Here is a 21587-nt window from a genome sequence, read left to right as displayed (position 1 = left end):
GCGCTCAATGAGCGCGCAGCTTGGCAATGGCCAGGAACGTCGATTGGCTTATCCCTGAGCTCGATCCCTGGAAGAGGTCGAGCAAGGGGGATTGAGCCTGACCGGTGCTCTGGCTGTTCTTGACGTCATACATGGCGGAGAAACGGCCCAGCAGCTTTTCAACCTTCGCGGGATCGGACAGATCCTTGATCTTCATGAAGCGGTCCACGAACTTGGCTTGCTGATCGATCGGCATCGCAGCCATCGAATCAGGCAGGTTGAACGTGGTCCTGAACACCTCCGACAGCGCCTTGTCGGCAAGGATGTCGTATGCGGACGTGATTTCCCCCGCCTTGCGCTGGAAATAGAGGGCAAGGCGGACGCCGGGGTTCGTGTCGCCTTGCTGCTGCTCCAGGCTTTGCCTGATATAGCTGGCCTGGGTTTCGCGGAATTGATCTTGCTTCTGAGGACCCATCAGCGACAAGCGCGCGACGTTGCCCTTGCTGTCGAAATTGAACGAGGCCGCGATTTCAGCAAAGCGCGGATCGCTCTCCGTGTTCGCGAAGCTCTTGGGATCGTTCAGATCTGACGCGAAGATCTCCTTCAGATGGTCGGTGCTGACCTTCTTGGGGTCCAAACCCTTGGCGACGAGAATGAAATCGACCATCTTCCGGTTCGCAAGCAGGTCGGAAACGCTGTCGATGTCTGCGACGGCTTCCCGATAGGATGTCGCGTCTTTCGCGGCTTGTGCCCGAACCGCAGCTTGCTCCTGAGGGCTTGCCTGCTTGATCATTGCGGTGACATAGTCCTTCGCAATCTGCAGGACCTCGCTCGGGTCCTGGGCTACCAGCGGTGTGGTCAGATTGCCCTTTGCGTCGAAGTTGAAGGCACGCGCGAGCTGAACGTAGCGATCGTCCTTGAGGGTATAGACGAAGCTCTTGGGGTTGCTGAGATCGCTTTCGAGAACGGCCTTGATGGTGGCCTGCGAGACGTCCTTGGGATCGAGGCCAACGGCACCCAGCGCGAAATTGTACACGTCCGGCTTCGATATGAACGCCTCGAGCGAATCGACGGTGAGGACAGCCGTTCTGAACTGCCTGATTGCAAAGGCTTCGTTCAGCGGGCTCGCCGCCGCATAGACGGCGGACTTGCTGTCGTCGAACCGCTTTGCGGTGAGCGCGACGTTTGCAGCAGTCTGCGCAGGCACGCCCGCCGGAAGCGACCCGTCAGGCGCAAACTCGAATGCGCCGGCCAAATCTACAAATTCGCCGATCGTGCCTATCTGGTCATTGAGGCTGGAAATGCTCTTCGTGTACGACTCCAGGTGATATTTTTCGATCAGGATCTGGACCTTCAACTGGGTCACGTCAGCGCCTGGTTGCGAGAGTTGAGCCGTGTAGTCGGCGATCTTTGTATTGGTGGCGCTCACATCCGATTTGGCTTGAGCGAGCTGGGCGTTCAGGCCGGTCAACTGGGACGCGAAGGTGGCGTTGACGTAGCTGTTTGGATCGGATGGATCGCTGCGCAGGACCTGGCTTATGGTGTCGCGCGGCCATTTGCTCTGATCGATCCCGAATGCCGAATAGACGTAGTTGCGGAGACGATCGTTGTTCAGGAGCTGGTCAGCACTGGTGATGTTGCCGATCTGGGCGCTGTAATAATTGGTGTCGTCGGCAAGTGCGTCGACCTGGCTCTTCTTGGTCGCCGTGTACAGGCCGATCATCTCGTCGGTCTGGTCCGCCGATTGCGCAACAGGCGTTGCGCTGCCGTTGAACGAGAATGCCGCGGCAAACTCCCGGTAGCGCTTGTCGACCAGCTTGTTGACGAAGCTGTTGGCGTCGGAGAGGTCGCTCTCCAGGACCTTTCTCATGAACGCCTTGGCATAGGCCATGTCTTCCAGGCCGTATGCCTTCATGGCAAAGTGGTACAGGCGATAATCCTTCATGAGATCGTCGACCGTCTTCACCTTGCCGATGTTGGCTTTGTAATGGGCGGCCTCTCGCGAGACGTCGGGCTGCTGTTCGACCCGCGTCAGGGACTGCTTGAGATGGCGCGAAATGTAATTGTAGCTGAAATACGTTGATACCATCGCGCATTCCTCGCGGCTTGGCGGTCCCGGACCTCCGTCAATCATTGCGGGGTCGCGAGGTAGGTGCTGGCCTCATGTCAGCAAACTGTCTCAAGCTGTGGTCCCGAGCGGATTCCGTGACACAGCTTTAAGTGGTAGGCCTTATCGTAGTTTCGCAAGGCGCTTGTATTTCTATTTGTGTCTGAACGTGTCTCAAATGCAGCTTTCGCGAGGGTTGTGTTCCTGGTATGTTCCGATTGCGTGAATGGATCGGAATGGGGGCAGCTGGGCATGAGCCGAAGGGGCAGTCGAACGGTCAACCTGCCGGCGCCATATCTGAAGCGGGTTTGGCTCGACTTCTCGCGCGTGCACGATCGAGAGGTCTATCCGTTTTGCCTGCCGATCTTTCCGGATGATTTCGAGCTCAATTTCGACGCGCCCATCACGATCATCGTGGGAGAGAATGGCACCGGCAAATCGACGATTCTCGAGGGGATCGCGGCGCTCGCCGGCTATGACGACGCCGGTGGTGGGAAGGGGTACATGCCTGTCGACCACACCGAAGCGCGGGAGAAGATGGGGGGACAGCTTTCCAGCGCGTTGCGCGCGAGCTGGCTGCCGAAGATCACCAATGGCTGGTTCTTCCGCGCCGAAAGCTTTTTCTCGGTTGCGCGGTATCTCGACAAGGCCGCACGCGACGCCGGTCAGGTCGGCCCGGACTTCCTGTCCCACTCCCATGGTGAGGGCTTCCTGCGCTTCTTCGAGGAGCGGTGCCAGCGCCAGGGCATCTTCATATTCGACGAGCCGGAATCGGCCCTGTCGCCGGCGCGCCAGATCGAATTCCTCAAGTTGCTGCGACGCATGGACGAGTCCAGCATATGCCAAATCATCATGGCGACCCATTCGCCGATGCTGATGGCCTATCCCAACGCGCAGCTGCTGCGGCTCGGGAAGTACGGGCTGGAGCCTGTTACGGTGGAGCAGACCGATCACTACCGGCTCATGCGCGAGTTCTGCGAGGATCCGCGCGGGTTCGTGGAGGCGACATTGGGGGAGTAGGTAAAGGGGCCCGCTCTCTCATCGTCATTGCGAGGAGCTCTTGCGACGAAGCAATCCAGAGTCTTTCCGCGTAATGAGTCTGGATTGCTTCGCTACGCTCGCAATGACGGAGAGGAGGGGCCTGCATCGAACTCAAAATCGTCTTTATACCGGACACAGGCTCGCATCCTCGCGGCAGATTCCGCCCGAGCTTTGTTCATTCACCACCCTCAAGAGTGCCGAGGGCGCAGGGAAGGCCGGGTGCCGGCTGGCACCCGCGGTCCACTGTGCGAAGCGTGTGCTTGAAAAAGCTGCACAGCGGCATACAGGTGAAGCCAAACATCCGGCCTTCCCTGCGCAGTGGGTTGACGGCTTATGTCGTGCTCTCCCCGGGGAGCGATGCACTATTGCCCCCGTCGCCTTGCGGATGACTGACGGTGCGAGCCCGGTCGGGCCGCAACGTCACCGCAAACCTTGGCGCACAGACCCCGGGCGCCAGGACCACACGATTTTGCCGTACGCAGACTGCGCCCGTCGTGTGCGTGCATCGCCTGCTCACGGAGTGACCCGCCCTGCAAACCGCCAGCGCGCGACGCTGCCTGCGTCCACCGCCTCCCATCCCGCGTTCGTGACGATCGCGATGCGCCCCTCGGCCCGGATTGGGGTGGCCCCAACATGCGATAATTCCGAATTCGCGTAAAGCGAATTATTTCGGCGTGGCCGGGTTGACCCCGGTCTGGTGTTTTGTCCGCCCGGCAGCTCAATCAATGGTGTGCATTGCCTTTGCCACTGCCGTGCCACGAACGGGTCTCCCCATGGCCCAAAAATGCGCTAGCATGACCTCAGCGCGCGTTCCAAGTCGCGCAGGTTGAGAAACGAGGAAACGACATGAGGATGAGAAGCGGACCGGCGCTCGCCGGGGTGGCGGCGCTGGCGGTGGCTGGCATGGCTCTGATGACCGCCTTCGAGCCGGTCCGGGCCCATGGACCGACGCGGCAGAAGGTGCGGGAATCCATCGAGATCAACGCGGCCCCGGCCAAGGTGTGGGCGGTGATCGGCAATTTCCAGGACATGAGCTGGCTCCAGCCGGTCACCAAGACCGAAGGCGAGAAGGGCAACGAGATCGGCGCGACGCGGAAACTCACCTTGACGGGCGGCGCCACGGTCGAGGAGGAGCTCTACAAATACGAGCCCGACATGCAGAGCTATTCCTATCGGATCACCAGGGTGGACGTGAAGGTGCTGCCGGTGACCAATTATTCCTCGACCCTGACGGTCTCGCCCGCGCCGGACGGCAAGGCGAAGCTGGAATGGGCCGCCGCGTTCTATCGCGGCTATCCCAACAACGACCCGCCGCCGGAGTTGAGCGACGAGGCCGCGATCAAGGCCGTGAGCGGGCTGTACAAGGCCGGGCTCGAGGCGCTCAAGAAGAAGATCGAGAGCGGCAGCTGATCGTGCGGGCGCTGGTTCTGGCGGCGCTCGCCGCCAGCCTTTGTCATGCGAGCCTCGGCAGCGCATCCGCCGAGGAGGCGTTCGTCACCAACCAGCTCAGCGACGATCTGATGGTCGTGGACCTCGCTGGCGCGCGCAGCGTCGCGACCATCCCGATCGGCGGCAAGCCGGCAGGTATCGCCGTCAGCGCGGATGGGCGCTTTGCCTATGTCACGAGCCCGGATGCCAAGGCGGTCACGGTGGTCGACGCGGCGACGCGGCAGGTCGCCGGCCGCGTCGAGGTCGGCGGCGGGCCGCTCGGCATTGCGGTCGCGCCCGACGGCAAGACGGTCTATGTCGCCGATTGGTACGCCGCCGCGGTGCGGGTGATCGATACGGCCTCGCGCAGCGTTGTCGCCAGCATCGCGGTCGGCGCCTCGCCGTCGGGTCTTGCGGTGACGCCCGACGGAAAGCTGCTGCTCTCGGCCGACCGCGACGACGACAGCGTCTCCGTGGTGGACACGGCGACGCGCCAGCGCAAGGCGGTGATCAAGGTCGGCACCCGCCCGTTCGGCGTCACCATCGATGCCGAGGGCAAGCGCGCTTACACGGCAAATGTCGGCTCCGACGATGTCTCCGTGATCGATATCGCAGAGGCTCGAGAGATCGGCCGCGTGCCGGCCGGCATGCGCCCGTATGCGGTGGCGCTGACGCCGGGGCGCGGTTTCGTCAGCGACCAATATGGCGGCACCGTCAGCGTGTTCGATCTGGCGAGCCTCAAGCCGTTCAAGCGCATCAATGTCGGCGATTATCCCGAAGGCATCGCGGCAACCGCCGACGGCAAGCGCGTCATCGTCGCCTGCTGGGAGAGCAACACCTTAAGCATCATCGATGCGGCCGAGCTGAAGGTGATCGGCGAGATCAGGACCGGCGACGGCCCGCGCGCGTTCGGGGCGTTCTTGCGCAGGACGGAGTAGGTGTGGTCGCGTAGGGTGGGTTAGCGTCAGCGTAACCCACCTCTTTGGTGTCCGCGGTGACCGAAGTGGTGGTTACGCCAAGCGGTGTGCGCTTCGCGCAGTCCGCAAGGCTAACCCACCCTACGGATCCGGCACAACACATCCGCAATCTCATCCATCCGGTCGAACACATGATCCGGCCCCAGCGCCCGCAATGCCGCCGGTGCCGCATAGCCCCAGCACACGGCGCCGCAGGCAATTCCCACGGCGCGCGCCGCCTCGATGTCGCGAACCTCGTCGCCGATCGAAATCACCTTGCTGGGCTCGACACCCGCACGGCGGATGACGCGGCGGAATTTCGCAGCCTTGCCGAACAGCGATGCAGAGCAGTCGAAATGCGCGAACAACGCCGCGGCAGGCCCAAGCTTCTCGCGGGCATTGGCCTCGCTGTCGGAAGTCACCAGCGCCAATTGCACGCCGTTCTCGGCCAGCGTCCGCAGCATCGTCTCGACGCCCGAAAACAGCGAGATCTCGGAAGCGGCCTCCGCCTTCAGCCGCCGCGCATGCCGCGCGATCGCCGGCAGCTTCCACAAGGGCACTTCGAGCCGGGCGAGGATCTCGCGGCTCGATGCATGCCGCAGTTCCTCGACATCCTCATCCTTTACGCGGCGAAAGTCGAAGCGGTCGGCGACATCGTTGATGGTGCGCAGGAACCAGGGGAAGCTGTCGGCGAGCGTGCCGTCGAGGTCGAAGATGGCGAGGGAATAGGGCACGTGAAAGGGATGCCGTTCGATCATCCAGTTATTGAACTAGGATTTCCACACAGTGCTTTCGGTCCAACCAAGTTCGGCGAATTCGCTGGCGCGGAGCGATGCTTCTCCCTCTGCAAAGAACTCGTCAAGCTGAGGCGGTGCGACGCTTGTTTCGGACAGCATGGCATGCGCCTGTCCGCGATGATGAATTTGATGCTGGAAGAGATGCATGAGCAGCCGGTCGCGGCGTTCGGCCTGCACGGTCGTGTCGCGGTTGATACTCACGACGGTATTGAGACTCTCGGGCGTCAGTGCATCGCAGACAGCAATCAAGCGCTCGTCGACTGCGGCTTGCGCCGGCTTGAGCGTGACGAGGGAAGGGTACGGCACCTCGTTCTCCCAGGCTGCCGGGCCCAACCAACCGCCCTCCAGCGCATCGACATAGAAGAGATCAATGACATGGATGTGGTTTAGCGTGCGCTGAAGACTTGGAAAGAACCCGGTTCGCTCGGCCTCGAACTCAACCTGAGACAGAGCAGCGCAAGCCGTGAGCAGCCGATGGTTTGCCCAGGCATTGTTATGAGCGAACGCACGAAAGGTTTGCACAAGTCCGGCAGGCACAGTTCATTCTCCCTCGGACATGTGCGTCGTCACATTCCGGACGCGCAACCTACTCCGCCGCCTCGCTCGCCGCCCGTCTCCGCTTCGGCTTTCGCGCCTTCTCCAGCACCGGGGCCAGGAATTTCCCCGTATAGCTCCGCGGCGCCTTCGCAATATCTTCCGGCGGGCCCCAGGCGACGATCTCGCCGCCGCCGTCGCCGCCTTCGGGGCCCAAGTCGATGACCCAGTCGGCGGTCTTGATGACTTCGAGATTGTGCTCGATGACGACGACCGTGTTGCCCTGCGCGACCAGCTCGTGCAGCACCTCCAGGAGCTTCTTGACGTCGTGGAAGTGCAGGCCGGTGGTGGGCTCGTCCAGGATGTAGAGCGTGCGGCCGGTGGCGCGTTTTGACAATTCCTTTGCCAGCTTGACGCGCTGCGCTTCACCGCCCGAGAGGGTCGTCGCCTGCTGGCCGACATGGATGTAATCGAGCCCGACGCGGTGCAATGTCTGAAAAGTCTCGCGCACGCGCGGCACCGCCTTGAAGAACTCGGCGGCTTCCTCGACGGTCATGTCGAGCACGTCGGCGATGCTCTTGCCCTTGAACAGCACCTCCAGCGTCTCGCGGTTGTAGCGCTTGCCCTTGCAGACGTCGCAGGTGACGTAGACGTCGGGCAGGAAGTGCATCTCGATCTTGATGACGCCGTCGCCTTGGCAGGCTTCGCAGCGGCCGCCCTTGACGTTGAAGGAGAAGCGGCCGGGCTCGTAGCCGCGCGCCTTCGCTTCCGGCAAACCGGCGAACCATTCGCGGATCGGCGTGAAGGCGCCGGTGTAGGTCGCAGGATTCGAGCGCGGGGTGCGGCCGATCGGCGACTGGTCGATGTCGATGATCTTGTCGATGTGCTCGAGGCCCTCGATGCGGTCGTGCGGGGCAGCGCCCTCGCTGGCGTTGTTGAGCTTGCGGGCGATGGCGCGGTAGAGCGTATCGATCAGCAGCGTCGACTTGCCGCCGCCGGAGACGCCGGTGACGCAGGTGAACAGGCCGAGCGGAATCTCCGCCGTGACGTTCTTGAGGTTATTGCCGCGCGCGTTCACCACCTTGATGGTGCGGCGGTGGTTCGGCGGACGCCGCTCCGGCACCTCGACCTCGAGCTCGCCGGTGAGGTACTTGCCGGTCAGCGATTTCGGGTTGCGCATGATCTCGGCGGGCGTGCCTTCGGCGACGATGTTGCCGCCATGCATGCCGGCGCCGGGGCCGATGTCGAGCACGTAGTCGGCGAGCCGAATGGCGTCCTCGTCATGCTCGACCACGACCACGGTGTTGCCGAGGTCGCGCAGCCGCTTCAGCGTATCGAGCAGGCGGGCATTATCGCGCTGATGCAGGCCGATCGAGGGCTCGTCCAGCACGTAGAGCACGCCCGTGAGCCCCGAGCCGATCTGCGAGGCCAGGCGGATGCGCTGGCTTTCGCCGCCGGACAGCGTACCGGAGGAGCGGGATAGCGTCAGATAATTGAGGCCGACGTCGAGCAGGAAGGTGAGGCGCTCGCGGATCTCCTTCAGGATGCGGCCCGCGATCTCGTTCTGCTGCGCGTTCAGCGCCTCCGGCACGGTCTCGAACCATGCGCCGGCGCCCTTCACGGACAGCTCCGAGATTTCGCCGATATGCTTGCCGCCGACCTTGACGCAGAGCGCCTCGGGCTTGAGTCGAAAGCCTTTGCAACCCTCGCAGGGCACGTCGTGGAAATATTTCGCCAGCTCCTCGCGCGCCCACTCGCTTTCGGTCTCGCGGTAGCGGCGGTTGATGTTGGTGATGACGCCCTCGAACGGCTTCTTGGTGTCGTAGGAGCGCACCCCGTCCTCGTAGGAGAACTTGATCTCGTCCTCGCCCGAGCCGTAGAGGATCGCGTTTTGCGTCTTCTTCGGCAGGTCCTTCCACTTGGTGTCGAGTGTGAATTTGTAATGCTTGCCGAGCGCGGTCAGCGTCTGCACGTAATAGGGCGATGACGATTTGGCCCAGGGCGCGATCGCGCCCTTGCGCAGCGTCAGATCCTTCTCGGGGATGACGAGGTCCTCGTCGACATGCTGCTCGACGCCGAGGCCGCCGCAGGCGGGGCAGGCGCCGTAGGGATTGTTGAAGGAGAACAGGCGCGGCTCGATCTCGGGGATGGTGAAGCCGGAGACCGGGCAGGCGAACTTTTCCGAGAACAGAATGCGCTCGGGGCCGCTCTTGTCGTGGATCTTTGCGGTCTTCTTCTTCTCTTCTGCGGGGACGGCCGCCGCGGGAGCGTCGGCGAACTCGACGACGGCGAGGCCTTCGGCGAGCTTCAACGCGGTCTCAAAGCTCTCGGCGAGGCGCTGGCCGATATCGGCGCGCACCACGATGCGGTCGACGACGACATCGATGTCGTGCGGGAACTTCTTGTCGAGGTTAGGGGCTTCCGCCAGCTCATGGAAGGTGCCGTCGATCTTGACGCGCTGAAAGCCCTTCTTGAGCCACTCGGCGAGCTCCTTCTTGTACTCGCCCTTGCGGCCGCGCACGACGGGGGCGAGCAGATAGAGGCGGGTGCCCTCGGGCAGCGCCAGCACGCGGTCGACCATCTGCGAGACGGTCTGGCTCTCGATCGGCAGGCCCGTGGCCGGCGAATAGGGCACGCCGACGCGGGCCCAAAGCAGGCGCATGTAGTCGTAGATCTCGGTGACGGTGCCGACGGTGGAGCGCGGGTTCTTCGACGTCGTCTTCTGCTCGATGGAGATCGCAGGCGAGAGGCCGTCGATCTGGTCGACGTCGGGCTTCTGCATCATCTCCAGGAACTGGCGGGCATAGGCCGACAGCGATTCGACGTAGCGGCGCTGGCCCTCGGCATAGATGGTGTCGAAGGCTAGCGAGGATTTGCCGGAGCCGGATAGCCCGGTGAACACCACCAGCTTGTCGCGGGGAATCTCGACGTCGATATTCTTGAGGTTGTGCTCGCGCGCGCCGCGGATCGTAATTGCGCGCAGGCTGGAGCCCGCGTTCTGTTGTTGGCGCTTCGCCCTGATCACTTCGTCCATCCCAGAGGTCCTCGAGGAATCCAAAGACGCGCGATCGCGCCAATGCAAAAGGCGCGCTTCGCCCGGAACCGGGATCGGCGCCGATGGGTATGGCAGCGAACGTAGGAAGAACGGCGGCGGATTTCCAGTGGGACTTGCGAATCGTCAACGGATTGTTGGCGCGCTGGCGGCATCTGGCAGCAGGAGCGCGCGGAACCGCTCGGAACAGCCCGCCCAAAGCAAAAGGCCGGCGCGAGGCCGGCCTTTCGTGACGATGTGACTTCGGCAGGGAAGATCAGTACTTCGCGACCACCGGGCCGCCGAAGGTGTAGTTGAGGCGAACGGTGCCCATGTCGACATCCTGCTTGATGCGGTCGGTCCGGTCGTTGATGCCAAGCACCGTGAAATTGACGTTGCGGCCGCCCATGAACAAGTGGTCGTATTCGATCGCAACGGACCAGTTCGGTGCGAAACCGAATTCGATGCCGGTGCCGACTGCGCCGCCCCAGCGCGTCTCGCTCGCGCTATCGAAGACCACGCCGCCGAGAAGGCCGTCATACTTGGCGTGCGTGACCGCGGCGCCGCCCTTCACGTACCAGAGCACGTTATTCCAGGCGTAGCCGACCTGGCCGGTGAACAGGCCGAGGGCATCGATTCTGGTCTGATTGACCACGGGTGCGAAAGCGGCGAGCGGGCTCGCGTTCGATCCCTTCAGGTTGGCCCAGTCGCCTTGGGCTTCAAGGCCGAACACCCAGTTAGCCGACTGCCAACGATAACCGACCTGGCCGCCGACGAGACCGCCGGTCGCGTTGTGACAGCCTTCGGACACGACCGGGATTGCCACACCGAGCACGGCATTGAGATCCCAGCAATTGCGGCTCGATGCACCGCCGCCGTTGATGCCGAGGTAGAAGCCGCTCCAGTTGTACACCGCGATCGGCGCCACCGGAGCCTTGGCGTAGGGGCGGGCCGCCAAATCGGCCGCCGAGGCCGGTGCCAACGCGCTGAGTGCGAACAAACTGGCCGAAGCCAGCAAAAGCTTCTTCATATCCATTCCCCACTTCCGTTTCTCATTCCGGTCTTCCGGAGAGCGGAAGAGCAGCGGACCTCATGACTCAAGTAACGTCATTGCTTTACACCATTGAAGCCAAAAGTTGTGTCACCCGGCCGCCACATCCGTCCGAAAACGCGAACGAACGGGGCGGCCGCAACAAATACAAAAAGGCCGGCGCGAGGCCGGCCTTTCGTAACGCGGGTGCGTCAGAGACGAAGCTTAGTACTTCGCGACGACCGGGCCACCGAAGTGATAGTTCACGCCGACCTGCACGGTGTGAAGGTTGAGCGTGCCGGTGTTCACCGGAGCGCCGATACCCGAGAAGTAGGTCTCGCCGCCCAGGCTGCGATAGAGATACTCGCCCTTGACTGACCACTGCGGCGCGAAGAATGCCTCGACGCCAGCGCCGACCGTCCAACCGGAATGCCACTTGCTGTCCGAGACGCTTGCGAAGGGCGAGCTGACGGTGATCTTGTTGTCGATCCAGGCGTAGCCGCCCGTAGCGTAGAACAGCACGTTGTTGACGGCCCAACCGATACGGCCGCGCACAGTGCCGAGCGCATCAATGCGCGAGCTCGTGGTCACGGGAACGATAGCGCCGCCAAAGAGAACAGGGGTGGTCACCGAAGCATTGACATCAGCCCACGAGCCGTCGGCTTCCACGCCGAACACGACGTTGCCGGTCTGCCAGTTATAGCCGCCGGTGCCGCCGACGAAGCCACCCTTCATCCGCGGGTCGCCGGAACCGTTCTCCCAAGCGCCGCCGCCGACGATACCGAGGTAGAAGCCGGTCCAGTTATAGACCGAGGCCACAGCCACCGGAGCCTTGGTGTAGGGGCGGGCTGCCAGATCAGCAGCCGAAGCGGGGGCCGCAAGAGCGAATACACAGGCCGAAGCCAACAAAACCTTTTTCATTTTCAACTTAATCCCAGTCCCAGTTTCTGTTGTTGCCTTCCGTCGCGGAAGGGCATCGGACTCAACGGCCCAACTGACGCCGTCTTTACACCACCAAAGCCGCAAGTTGTGTCTCCGAAAAGCCACAACAGTCGAAAAGGTGATGGTTGCTGACTCATCTACGTCCAGGCATCGTGCCGCAAAAAAGAAGGGCCGGCGCAGCGGGCCGGCCCTTGCATTCACTCACAAAATCAGAGGGATATCAGTACCTCGCGATCAGCGGGCCGCCGAAGCGATAATTCAACCGGACCAGGCCGATATCGACATCCTGGCTGATGCGATCGCTCCCGAACACGGCGCCCGCAGGCGTCGTGAAACCGATTGTGCGGTCGCCGAGGAAGATGTGGTTGTACTCGACGCCGAGCGTCCAGTTCGGAGCAAATCCGAATTCCAGGCCGGCGCCAACGGTGCCGCCCCAGCGGGTCTCGCGAGCCGACGCCAGCAGCGTGCCGGCGCCCGGCGTGCCGGCCGCGGCATAAACGTCGTACTTGTCCCCGACCACGGCGCCGCCGCCCTTCACATAGAACAAGACGTTGTTCCAGGCGTAACCGACCTGGCCGGTGATCAGGCCGAAAGCATCGATGCGCGAGCGGTTGCGGTCACCGGTGACCAAAGCGCTTCCAGGGAAGACGGTGCTGACGTTGTCGCCCGAGAAGTCAGCCCAGTTACCCTGGCCTTCGACGCCGAACACCCAACTGGCCGACTGCCAGCGATAGCCGATCTGGCCACCGACCGTGCCCCCGGTCGCGTTGTGGCATCCTTCACCGACGAAGGTACCGGGAACGCCGGTGACGACGCCGGTGGTGTCGAGGAAGTCCCAGCACTTGTGGCTCGTGCCGCCGCCGCCGTTGATGCCGATGTAGAAGCCGCTCCAGTCGTAAATCGCAGCGACCGCCGGAGCGGGAGCCTTGGTGTAGGGCCGCGCGGCAAGATCTGCCGCGCCTGCCGGAGCCGACAGCCCCAATGCCAGTACACTGATTGCGCCAAATAGAACCTTATTCATTGCAGTCTCCCCAGTTACGTCCGCTTCACGAAAGTCCCCGAAGCGGCTGATCAGGCGCGACGCCCATATGAACCAATTCCGAGGCAAAGGTAGCCTAAGGAAAGGGCAGAGTCCGTCTCCGGAATGCCACACTCGCGGCTCAACTGAGGTGGAACAACTTGATGAATGTTAAGCGGTTTTCGTCGTTCACGGGAACCCAAAAAAGTTCCATCGGAGCGCTGCTCTTTTCGTTGGCGACCGGCCGAATGTTTGCTCTACCGCTATAAAGAACAAATCTGGAACAAATCTGAGCGCGATGCTATATGTGGGGATAACCCTGGGGGTGGCAGGCTGAGCGGTGCCCGCAAGCGTATAGGGTCGCCTCGACGGGCGCAGAGAAACGCGGGCAGCGGGATTGGCCCCTTTTGAAATTCAGTGGCATTCGGAGTGGAGAGCGGCGATGGCGGGAAGCGTCAACAAGGTCATTCTAGTTGGAAATCTCGGCAAGGATCCCGAAATCCGCCGCACCCAGGACGGGCGGCCGATCGCGAATTTGAGCATCGCGACGTCGGAGACCTGGCGCGACAAGAACACCGGCGAGCGCAAGGAGAAGACCGAGTGGCATCGCGTCGTGATCTTCTCTGAGCCGCTTTGCAAGGTCGTCGAACAGTATCTGAAGAAGGGCGCGAAGGTTTACATCGAGGGCGCGCTGCAGACCCGCAAATGGACCGACCAGAGCGGCGTCGAGAAGTACTCGACGGAGGTCGTGCTCCAGGGCTTCAACTCGACGCTGACGATGCTGGATGGCCGCGGTGGCGGCGGCGGAGGCGGCAGCTTCGCCGACGAGCCGGGCGGCGATTTCGGCTCCTCCGGACCCGTGAGCAGCGCGCCGCGCCGTCCGGTTGCCGCTGGCGGCGGTCGCAACAGCGACATGGACGACGACATCCCGTTCTGAGCGGGCGGACCGCTCGGCCCGGTGAGGCGGCGATTTCGATCGCGCTTCCCGCATCGGGTCAGCAAACCTTACTAATTGGCTGGGCAGGCTCGGATTTTCCGGGCCCGCTTCATGTTTGGGGTGAGGTCCGTTGCGCAGCGGAAAGCTGGCTGACGGGGCGCCGCTTCCCTGGTGTTCAGGCCGGCGTTGCGGGTGGTTCTGGAGGGTCGATTCCGTGGCCGTCCAGGGCGCGGCTCTGAGGCCGTAAGTTATTGGAAAAATAAGCGGAAAAAGCGCTTTCCGAGCGGCTGCCAGGGTGGTTATCCGACCCCGGATGCGCTATATGATTCCCAGACAAAACCTCACCGGATTCCCCCTTGGCTGACGACGACAACAAGCCCGGCGACCAGCCGGCGCACCCCTCGGACATTCGCCCCGTTTCCATCTACGAGGAGATGAAGAAGTCCTACCTCGATTACGCCATGAGCGTGATCGTGGCGCGTGCGCTGCCCGATGCGCGCGACGGGTTGAAGCCGGTGCACCGCCGCATCCTGTTCGCGATGAACAATCGCGGCGACACCCCGGACAAGAAGCACAAGAAGTCCGCCGGTGCCGTCGGCGAGGTCATGGGTAAGTACCACCCCCATGGCGACCAGGCGATCTACGACGCCTTGGTGCGCATGGCGCAGGACTTCTCGATGCGCGCGCCCTTGATCGACGGCCAGGGCAATTTCGGCTCGGTCGACGGCGATCCGCCGGCGGCCATGCGCTACACCGAGTCCCGCCTGACCAAGATCGCGCTGAAGCTGCTCGAGGACATCGACGACGACACGGTCGACTTCCAGGACAATTACGACGGCTCCGAAAAGGAGCCGGTGGTTCTGCCGGCGCGGTTCCCGAACCTGCTGGTCAACGGCGCCGGCGGCATCGCGGTCGGCATGGCCACCAACATCCCGCCGCACAATCTCGGCGAGGTGATCGATGCCTGCGTCGCGCTGATCGACAATCCGGCTCTGACGATCGACGAGCTCAATGCCATCATCCCGGGCCCGGATTTCCCGACCGGCGGCATCATCCTCGGCCGCCAGGGCATCCGCAGCGCCTATCATCTCGGCCGCGGCTCCATCGTGATGCGCGGCAAGGTCACCTTCGAGACGATCCGGAAAGAGCGCGAGGCGATCGTCATCACCGAGATCCCGTATCAGGTGAACAAGGCGACGATGGTCGAGCGCATCGCCGAGCTCTACAAGGAAAAGAAGATCGAGGGCATCTCCGACCTGCGCGACGAGTCCGACCGCGACGGCTACCGCGTCGTCGTCGAGCTCAAGCGCGATGCGGTTCCCGATGTGGTGCTGAACCAGCTCTACAAGTTCACGCCGCTGCAGACGAGCTTCGGCGTCAACGCCGTCGCGCTCGATAGCGGCCGTCCGCAGACCATGAACCTGAAGGACATGCTGACGATCTTCGTCGGCTTCCGCGAGCAGGTGGTCACGCGCCGGACCAAATACAAGCTGCGCAAGGCGCGCGAGCGCGCGCACGAGCAGGTCGGCCTGGCCATCGCCGTCGCCAACATCGACGAGATCATCAAGGTGATCCGGCACTCGCCGACGCCGGCTGCGGCGCGCGAGACCCTGATGACGCGCGACTGGGCCGCGCGCGACGTCGAGGACATCATCACGCTGATCGACGATCCCCGTCACCGCATCAACGAAGACGGGACGATCCGCCTCTCGCTGGAGCAGGCGAGGGCGATCCTCGAGCTGCGCCTGGCGCGCCTCACGGCGCTCGGCCGCGACGAGATCGGCGAGGAGCTGTCCAAGCTCGCCGGCGAGATCAGCGATTATCTCGACATCCTGCGCTCGCGCGCGCGCATCCTCGACATCATCAAGACCGAGCTTGCCGAGGTGAAGGCGGAGTTCGCAACGCCGCGCCGCACCGTGATCATGGAGCAGGAGGGCGAGGTCGAGGACGAGGACCTGATCCAGCGCGAGGACATGGTCGTCACCGTCTCGCATGCCGGCTACGTCAAGCGCGTGCCGCTGTCGGCCTATCGCGCCCAGCGCCGCGGCGGCAAGGGCCGCTCCGGCATGCAGACCCGCGACGAGGACTTCGTCAGCCGGCTCTTTGTCGCGTCGACGCATACTCCGGTGCTGTTCTTCTCCTCGCGCGGCCAGGTCTACAAGGAAAAGGTCTGGCGGCTGCCGATGGCCGCGCCGAACGCGCGCGGCAAGGCCATGATCAACATCCTGCCGCTGGAGCAGGGCGAGCGCATCACCACCATCATGCCGCTGCCCGAGGATGAATCGACCTGGGGCCAGCTCGACGTGATGTTCGCGACCACGGGCGGCAACGTCCGGCGCAACAAGCTGTCCGACTTCGTCGACGTGCGCCGCTCCGGCATCATCGCGATGAAGCTCGACGACAACGAAGCGATCGTCGACGTGCAGATCTGCACCGAGCGCGACGACGTGCTGCTGACCGCTGCCGGCGGCCAGTGCATCCGCTTCCCCGTAACCGACGTGCGCGTGTTCACTGGGCGCACCTCGATGGGCGTGCGCGGCATCGCGCTCGGCGAAGGCGACAAGGTGATTTCGCTGGCGATCCTGCGCCACGTCGACACCACCTCGGACGAGCGCTCGGCCTATTTGAAGATGCGCCGCGCGGTCGCGGGCGAAGCCGCCGCGGACGAGGCGCCGGCCGATGCCGAGGCCGAGGAGACCTCGGGCAGCTTCCAGCTCCCGCAGGAACGCTATGTCGAGATGTCGGCGCAGGAGCAGGTCGTGCTGACCGTCTCCGTCAACGGCTACGGCAAGCGGACCTCGTCCTACGAGTACCGCACCACCGGCCGCGGCGGCAAAGGCATCGTCGCCATGAGCGTCAACAACCGCAACGGCAATCTCGTCGCCTCGTTCCCGGTGGAGGAGGCGGATCAAATCATGCTGGTCACCGACAAGGGCCAGCTGATCCGCTGTCCGGTCGAAGGCATCCGCATCGCCGGCCGCTCCACGCAAGGCGTGATCGTGTTCGACACCGCCGAGGACGAGCACGTCGTCTCGGTCGAGCACATCACGGAAGAGGCCGAGAGCGGCAACGGCGAGAACGGCAATGGGGCGTGACGCCCTGTTCTATGCAGCGCTCGCGAGCTCCTTGGTAAGATCGGCAAGCGCCTCGTGCTTGCCGATCTGTGCCATCCAGCACCATAGCTCCAGCGTGCAGTACATGCGGTAGAGACGAAGCGTCTCCTGCCAGTCGGGACGTTCGATCTTGCCATAGCCCGCGAGCAATCCTTCTCGCTTCGGCGCGTCCTTCGCTGTGAAATAATAGATCGCCTTCGCGATATCCATCAGCGGATCACCGGACGTCGCATTCTCGAAATCGACGATGCCGGACAGGTGCGGATCGCCCTGCGACGTCACCAGGATATTTCCGGCGTGGAAGTCGTAATGGCACAGGCGAGGGACAACTGCCGCCTTCAACAGATGCTGGCGAGCCACAACGCTATCCCGGAGCCGCTCGGCAAGCGCGGGATCACCGCCCCGCACGCAGAACACTTTCAGCTTCCTTTCGAGTTGCGCGGACATGTAGGCATGATTGCTCGGATATGCCGTCCACACCCCGTCGGGGCCGATATAGCCAAAACTGTCGAGGGCAATGTCATTGATCCTGCGGAGCGCCGCGCCCATCTCGGCGTAGATTTCGAACAGCTGTGCGTCTGTCAGCACCGCCTCTCGCCGGCCGAGCACCGTGCCGTCAAGCTTGGTCATCAGGACGTAGTTGAGGTCGATCACCGATCGCGTGTTGTCGGCGAACAGTACGCTGGGAACGGTTATGTCAAGGTCACGGAGAAGCCCAAGAACGTAGACTTCCTTTGCCATCTTCCACTGCAGCGATGCAGGGTAGGCCTTGAGGATGCAGGCTGGCGAATCCGCCAGCGCGACCTCAAGGACAGTACCGATCTCGCCGCCATGCAGTTCGGTGACGTCCAGCACCGACGCGTGCGGAGACATCCGACGGACGATTGACTGCACCTGATCGACCGAGATCGTCAGCCGAGGCTTCAGCTGCAGAGGCGGCTCGTTGAACATTTCGCACCTGTCTCATGCAGCCTGGCGAGCTTCCCTAAATCTCCAGCTCCGTCCCGAACTCCACCACCTGCTTGGTCGGCACGCCGAAGAACGCGGCCGAGCGTTCGGCGTTGCGCTGCAGGAAGGCGAACACGCCTTCGCGCCAGACCCACATGCCCGGGACGTCCTCGCGCGGGATGATGGTTTCGCGGCCGACGTAATAGGTGATCTCGGAGAGGTCGATGCCGGGCAGCTTGCCCTGCTGGCAAACGAGCTTCAGTCCATCGTAGATCGTCGGGTTCTGCATGAAGCCGTAATGCAGGATTGCGCGGGTGATGCCGGGAATGATCTCGATCACCTCGGCGCGTTCGTCGTCGGGAATGTGCGGGGATTCCTCGATCAGGACGGTGACCAGCAGCACGCGCTCGTGCAGCACGCGGTTGTGCTTGACGAACTGGGTGAGCGCGAGCGGCACGCCGCGCGGCGCCGAGGCTAGGAACACGGCGGTCCCGGGCAGCCTCGCATGGCACCTGTTGACCGCGGTCTCGATCAGATCCTCCTCGGGCTGGCGCAGCTGGCCGCGCGCGGCTTCGACCAGCCTCACGCCGGCGCGCCAGGTCAGCATCAGGAAGGCGACGAGGCCGGCGAGCAGCAATGGAAACCAGCCGCCCTCGAACAGCTTGATCGAATTGGCCGAGAAGAAGATCAGGTCGATGACGAAGAATGCCCCGTTCACGCCGGCCACCAGCCAGGGCGAATAACCCCACTGGATCGCCACCAGCGCGGCGAGCAGCGTCGTGATGGCCATCAGCAGCGACACGGCGATGCCATAGGCGCCGGCGAGCGCGTCCGAGGTGCCGAAGCTCAGCACCGCCCCGAGGGTTGCCGCAGCGAGCAGCCAGTTCACCAGCGGCACGTAGATCTGGCCGATCGCGTCGCTGGTGGTGTGGCGGATCTGCATGCGCGGCAGGAAGCCGAGCTGGATCGACTGCTGGGTCAGCGAGAACACGCCGGAGATGATCGCCTGCGAGGCGATCACGGTCGCGACCGCCGAGAAGGCGACCAGCGGATAGTGCAGGGCGTCCGGGCAAAGCTGGAAGAACGGATTCTCGATCATGGTGGGATCGGTGATCAAGAGCGCGGCCTGGCCGAAATAGTTCAGCACCAGCGCGGGCAGGCAGATCGCGAACCAGGCGAGCCGGATCGGCAAGCGGCCGAAATGGCCCATGTCGGCATACATGGCCTCGCCCCCGGTCACCGCGAGAAAGGCGGCGCCGAGGATGGCGAAGGAGACGTGAAAATCCTGGTGGATCAGGAAATTGAACGCATAAAACGGGCTGAGCGCGGCCAGCACCGCCGGCGCCTTGACGATGCCGTGGATGCCGAGCGCGGCGAGCACGACGAACCAGGCCAGCATCACCGGGCCGAAGATGCGGCCGATGAAGCCGGTGCCCTGCTTCTGCATCATGAACAGCCCGATCAGGATGGCGACGGTGACGGGCACGACCACCGGTGCGAGCGAGGGGGCATCGACCTTGAGGCCCTCGATGGCGCTGAGCACGGAGATCGCCGGTGTGATCGCGCCGTCGCCATAGAGCAGGGCCGCGCCGACGAGACCGACGACGAGGAGATGCGCACGCCAGGTGCCGGCTTGCGCGTTACGCGCGTGGAGCAGAGCCAGGAGGGCGACGATGCCGCCTTCGCCGCGGTTGTCCGCGCGCAGGATCAGCAGCGCATATTTCAGCGAGATGATCAGGAGCAGCGCCCACAGGATCAGCGAGGCAACCCCCAGGACAGCGTCGTGCGTGAGTGTACCGCCATGGGCAGCCGCCTTGGCGGCTTCCTTCAGGGCGTAGAGGGGACTGGTGCCGATATCGCCGTAGACCACGCCGAGGGCGCCCATGGTCATGGCAACCGGCAGTGCATCAGGGTGGTGGCCGGAGGCAACTGCAGGTGTGCTGGACAACGGCAAATCCCCCAATGGAATCGCGCCCGGCGGGCCATTCCGACGGGCGCGAGCATGACGCAGTCTGCGACGAGACGTCGCAAATAGCCATGGGATTTATCTTGGGGTTTATCTTGAGGGACCTTCCTGACGCGAAACTGACAGATCCGACTACGGCGTGCGGTCGGCGGTCACGAGGCGCGCCTCCCGGACATTGGCCTTGCTGCCGGCGCGGCGCAGGCAGGACGCCTCGAAATTCGGCCAGGCCTGCTGCGAGCAGTCACGGCCGACGGTGCGGATATCGAGCCGGTCGCTCTTGGCCAGCGGCTGCGGCACGCTGGCTTCGACCGTCGGGGCAAAGCCGGGCAGGAGGGTGAGGGCCGCGGCAACACACGCAGACAGAGCGATCGCTGAAAGAGCCTTGATCATTGACAGTCCCCTGTGATGCGGCCGCCTGCGCCCAGCATGCGACCCGTCGTTCGTTGGCCGGATTAGTAACCATGGCCAGTTTCCGGACGTCTTCGCGGGCGCCGGAAATGGTTTCGTTCGCGGTCCGTTTTGTTTCGTGGCTACCCGCAGGACGAAACAAACCGGCCGTTGCCGACGTCTGGGGAGACATCTACATGTGACTGGACCGGAAACGGACAAGGAACCCGCCCGGCTTGCCGGCCCGGGCGGGGCGCGGTAGGACGGGGCCATGCCTCGCATTGCCTTCTACCCAGGTTCCTTCGACCCCATCACCAACGGCCATCTGGACGTGGTCCGGCACAGCGTTTCCTTGTGCGACAGGCTTGTGGTCGCAATCGGGGTCCACCCCGGCAAGAAGCCGCTGTTCTCGACCGAGGAGCGGTTGAAGATGCTCGAGGACGTCTGCGGCCCGATCGCGGCCCAGGCCGGCTGCGTGCTCGAGGCGACGACGTTTGACGATCTGTCGGTCACCGCGGCGCGCAAGCACGGCGCAACCATCATGATCCGAGGCCTGCGCGATGGCAGCGACCTCGACTACGAAATGCAGCTCGCCGGCATGAACGAGGCCATGGCGCCCGAGGTGCATACGGTCTTCCTGCCGGCCTCTCCCATGGTCCGCCCGATCACCGCCACGTTGGTGCGCCAGATCGCCGGCATGGGCGGGGACGTCTCGGCCTTCGTCCCGCCGCAGGTCGCGGCACAGCTCAAGGCCAAATTCGCCGGATAACGGCGCGCTTCCTCTTTCTGATCCGGAGTTGTCATGATCCGAATTCTCGCAGTTCTTGCCGCGCTTCTGTTCGCGGTGCCGGCGGCGGCACAGCAATTGCCGGCAAATCTCGACAAGGCCAACGCCATCGTCATCGACAGCACCAAGGGCCGCATCGTCATCAAGCTCAGGACCGACATCGCGCCCCAGCATGCCGAGCGCATCAAGCAGCTCGCGCGCGAAGGCTTCTACAACAACGTGCCGTTCCACCGCGTCATGGATGGCTTCATGGCGCAGACGGGCGATGGCCAGAACGGCAACGGCACCGGCGGCTCGAAATATGCGAACCTGAAGCAGGAATTCTCCAAGGTGCATTTTGCCCGCGGCATCGTCGGCATGGCCCGGCGCGGCGACAGCGTCGACAGCGCCAACTCGCAGTTCTTCATCATGTTCGCCGACGGCGGCAGCCTCGACGGCCAGTACACCGTGATCGGCGAGGTCGTGCAGGGCATGGACGTCGTCGACAAGCTGAAGAAGGCGCCCCCCGGCTCGCCCGGCGGCTCCGTCACCGATCCCGACAAGATGGTGAAGGTGCAGGTCGCCTCCGACATCAAATAGGCGCGGC

General features: G+C 63.6%; 17 protein-coding genes. 7 read left to right on the top strand and 10 right to left on the bottom strand.

What is annotated here, in order from left to right; translation table 11 throughout:
- Positions 1-4: 4 nt before the first annotated feature.
- Positions 5-2068: a DUF1217 domain-containing protein gene (locus DCG74_RS25035; protein WP_172783698.1), complete on the bottom strand. Its 2064-nt coding sequence runs from the start codon at positions 2066-2068 to the stop codon at positions 5-7.
- Between the two features lie 270 nt (positions 2069-2338).
- Here DCG74_RS25035 and DCG74_RS25030 point away from each other — a divergent pair, with 270 nt between their 5' ends.
- From DCG74_RS25030 to DCG74_RS25020, 3 genes are all read left to right on the top strand, one after another.
- On the top strand, positions 2339-3106 hold the full coding sequence (locus DCG74_RS25030; RefSeq protein WP_172783699.1) for an AAA family ATPase: 768 nt from the start codon (positions 2339-2341) through the stop codon (positions 3104-3106).
- A gap of 867 nt (positions 3107-3973) precedes the next feature.
- Complete coding sequence (locus DCG74_RS25025; RefSeq protein ID WP_172783700.1) at positions 3974-4537, top strand: SRPBCC family protein; 564 nt, start codon at positions 3974-3976, stop codon at positions 4535-4537.
- A 2-nt stretch (positions 4538-4539) separates the two neighbouring features.
- On the top strand, positions 4540-5493 hold the full coding sequence (locus DCG74_RS25020) for a cytochrome D1 domain-containing protein (protein WP_172783701.1): 954 nt from the start codon (positions 4540-4542) through the stop codon (positions 5491-5493).
- A 110-nt stretch (positions 5494-5603) separates the two neighbouring features.
- Here DCG74_RS25020 and DCG74_RS25015 read toward each other — a convergent pair whose 3' ends face one another.
- The 6 genes from DCG74_RS25015 to DCG74_RS24990 all read right to left on the bottom strand — a co-directional run bounded on the left by DCG74_RS25015 (position 5604) and on the right by DCG74_RS24990 (position 12866).
- Positions 5604-6245, bottom strand: a complete 642-nt coding sequence (locus DCG74_RS25015; RefSeq protein WP_172783822.1) for an HAD-IA family hydrolase — start codon at positions 6243-6245, stop codon at positions 5604-5606.
- 36 nt (positions 6246-6281) lie between these two features.
- On the bottom strand, positions 6282-6845 hold the full coding sequence (locus DCG74_RS25010) for a DinB family protein (protein ID WP_172783702.1): 564 nt from the start codon (positions 6843-6845) through the stop codon (positions 6282-6284).
- A gap of 49 nt (positions 6846-6894) precedes the next feature.
- Positions 6895-9876, bottom strand: a complete 2982-nt coding sequence (uvrA, locus tag DCG74_RS25005; RefSeq protein WP_172783703.1) for an excinuclease ABC subunit UvrA — start codon at positions 9874-9876, stop codon at positions 6895-6897.
- A gap of 274 nt (positions 9877-10150) precedes the next feature.
- On the bottom strand, positions 10151-10903 hold the full coding sequence (locus tag DCG74_RS25000) for an outer membrane protein (RefSeq protein WP_172783704.1): 753 nt from the start codon (positions 10901-10903) through the stop codon (positions 10151-10153).
- A gap of 225 nt (positions 10904-11128) precedes the next feature.
- The gene (locus tag DCG74_RS24995) at positions 11129-11824 is read right to left on the bottom strand and encodes an outer membrane protein (RefSeq protein WP_172783705.1); all 696 of its coding nucleotides are present in this window, start codon (positions 11822-11824) and stop codon (positions 11129-11131) included.
- Between the two features lie 241 nt (positions 11825-12065).
- Entirely contained in the window at positions 12066-12866 is an 801-nt protein-coding gene (locus tag DCG74_RS24990) for an outer membrane protein (RefSeq protein WP_172783706.1), read from the bottom strand.
- 439 nt (positions 12867-13305) lie between these two features.
- On the opposite strand from DCG74_RS24990, the gene DCG74_RS24985 reads away from it, so the two are divergent.
- Positions 13306-13800 carry a single-stranded DNA-binding protein gene (locus DCG74_RS24985; protein ID WP_172783707.1) on the top strand — a complete coding sequence of 165 codons (495 nt, stop codon included), beginning with the start codon at positions 13306-13308 and terminating at the stop codon, positions 13798-13800.
- A 356-nt stretch (positions 13801-14156) separates the two neighbouring features.
- Positions 14157-16895 (top strand): DNA gyrase subunit A, encoded by a 2739-nt coding sequence (gyrA, locus tag DCG74_RS24980; protein ID WP_172783708.1) that lies wholly within the window; start codon positions 14157-14159, stop codon positions 16893-16895.
- A 9-nt stretch (positions 16896-16904) separates the two neighbouring features.
- On the opposite strand, the gene DCG74_RS24975 is transcribed toward gyrA, so the two are convergent.
- The 3 genes from DCG74_RS24975 to DCG74_RS24965 all read right to left on the bottom strand — a co-directional run bounded on the left by DCG74_RS24975 (position 16905) and on the right by DCG74_RS24965 (position 20217).
- Positions 16905-17864, bottom strand: coding sequence for a phosphotransferase family protein (locus DCG74_RS24975; RefSeq protein WP_172783709.1), 960 nt, complete (start codon positions 17862-17864; stop codon positions 16905-16907).
- 34 nt (positions 17865-17898) lie between these two features.
- Entirely contained in the window at positions 17899-19752 is a 1854-nt protein-coding gene (locus DCG74_RS24970) for a potassium transporter Kup (protein ID WP_172783823.1), read from the bottom strand.
- A 207-nt stretch (positions 19753-19959) separates the two neighbouring features.
- Positions 19960-20217 carry a hypothetical protein gene (locus tag DCG74_RS24965; RefSeq protein ID WP_172783710.1) on the bottom strand — a complete coding sequence of 86 codons (258 nt, stop codon included), beginning with the start codon at positions 20215-20217 and terminating at the stop codon, positions 19960-19962.
- A gap of 268 nt (positions 20218-20485) precedes the next feature.
- Between DCG74_RS24965 and coaD the strand changes: the two genes are divergently transcribed.
- Together coaD and DCG74_RS24955 are read left to right on the top strand one after the other, a co-directional pair.
- The gene (gene coaD / locus DCG74_RS24960) at positions 20486-20983 is read left to right on the top strand and encodes a pantetheine-phosphate adenylyltransferase (RefSeq protein ID WP_172783711.1); all 498 of its coding nucleotides are present in this window, start codon (positions 20486-20488) and stop codon (positions 20981-20983) included.
- A gap of 33 nt (positions 20984-21016) precedes the next feature.
- The gene (locus DCG74_RS24955) at positions 21017-21580 is read left to right on the top strand and encodes a peptidylprolyl isomerase (RefSeq protein WP_172783712.1); all 564 of its coding nucleotides are present in this window, start codon (positions 21017-21019) and stop codon (positions 21578-21580) included.
- Positions 21581-21587 lie beyond the last annotated feature (7 nt).

Origin of the sequence: Bradyrhizobium sp. WBAH42, assembly GCF_024585265.1 — a bacterium.
GTDB lineage: Bacteria > Pseudomonadota > Alphaproteobacteria > Rhizobiales > Xanthobacteraceae > Bradyrhizobium.
This window is presented reverse-complemented; position numbering and strand designations above follow the sequence as displayed.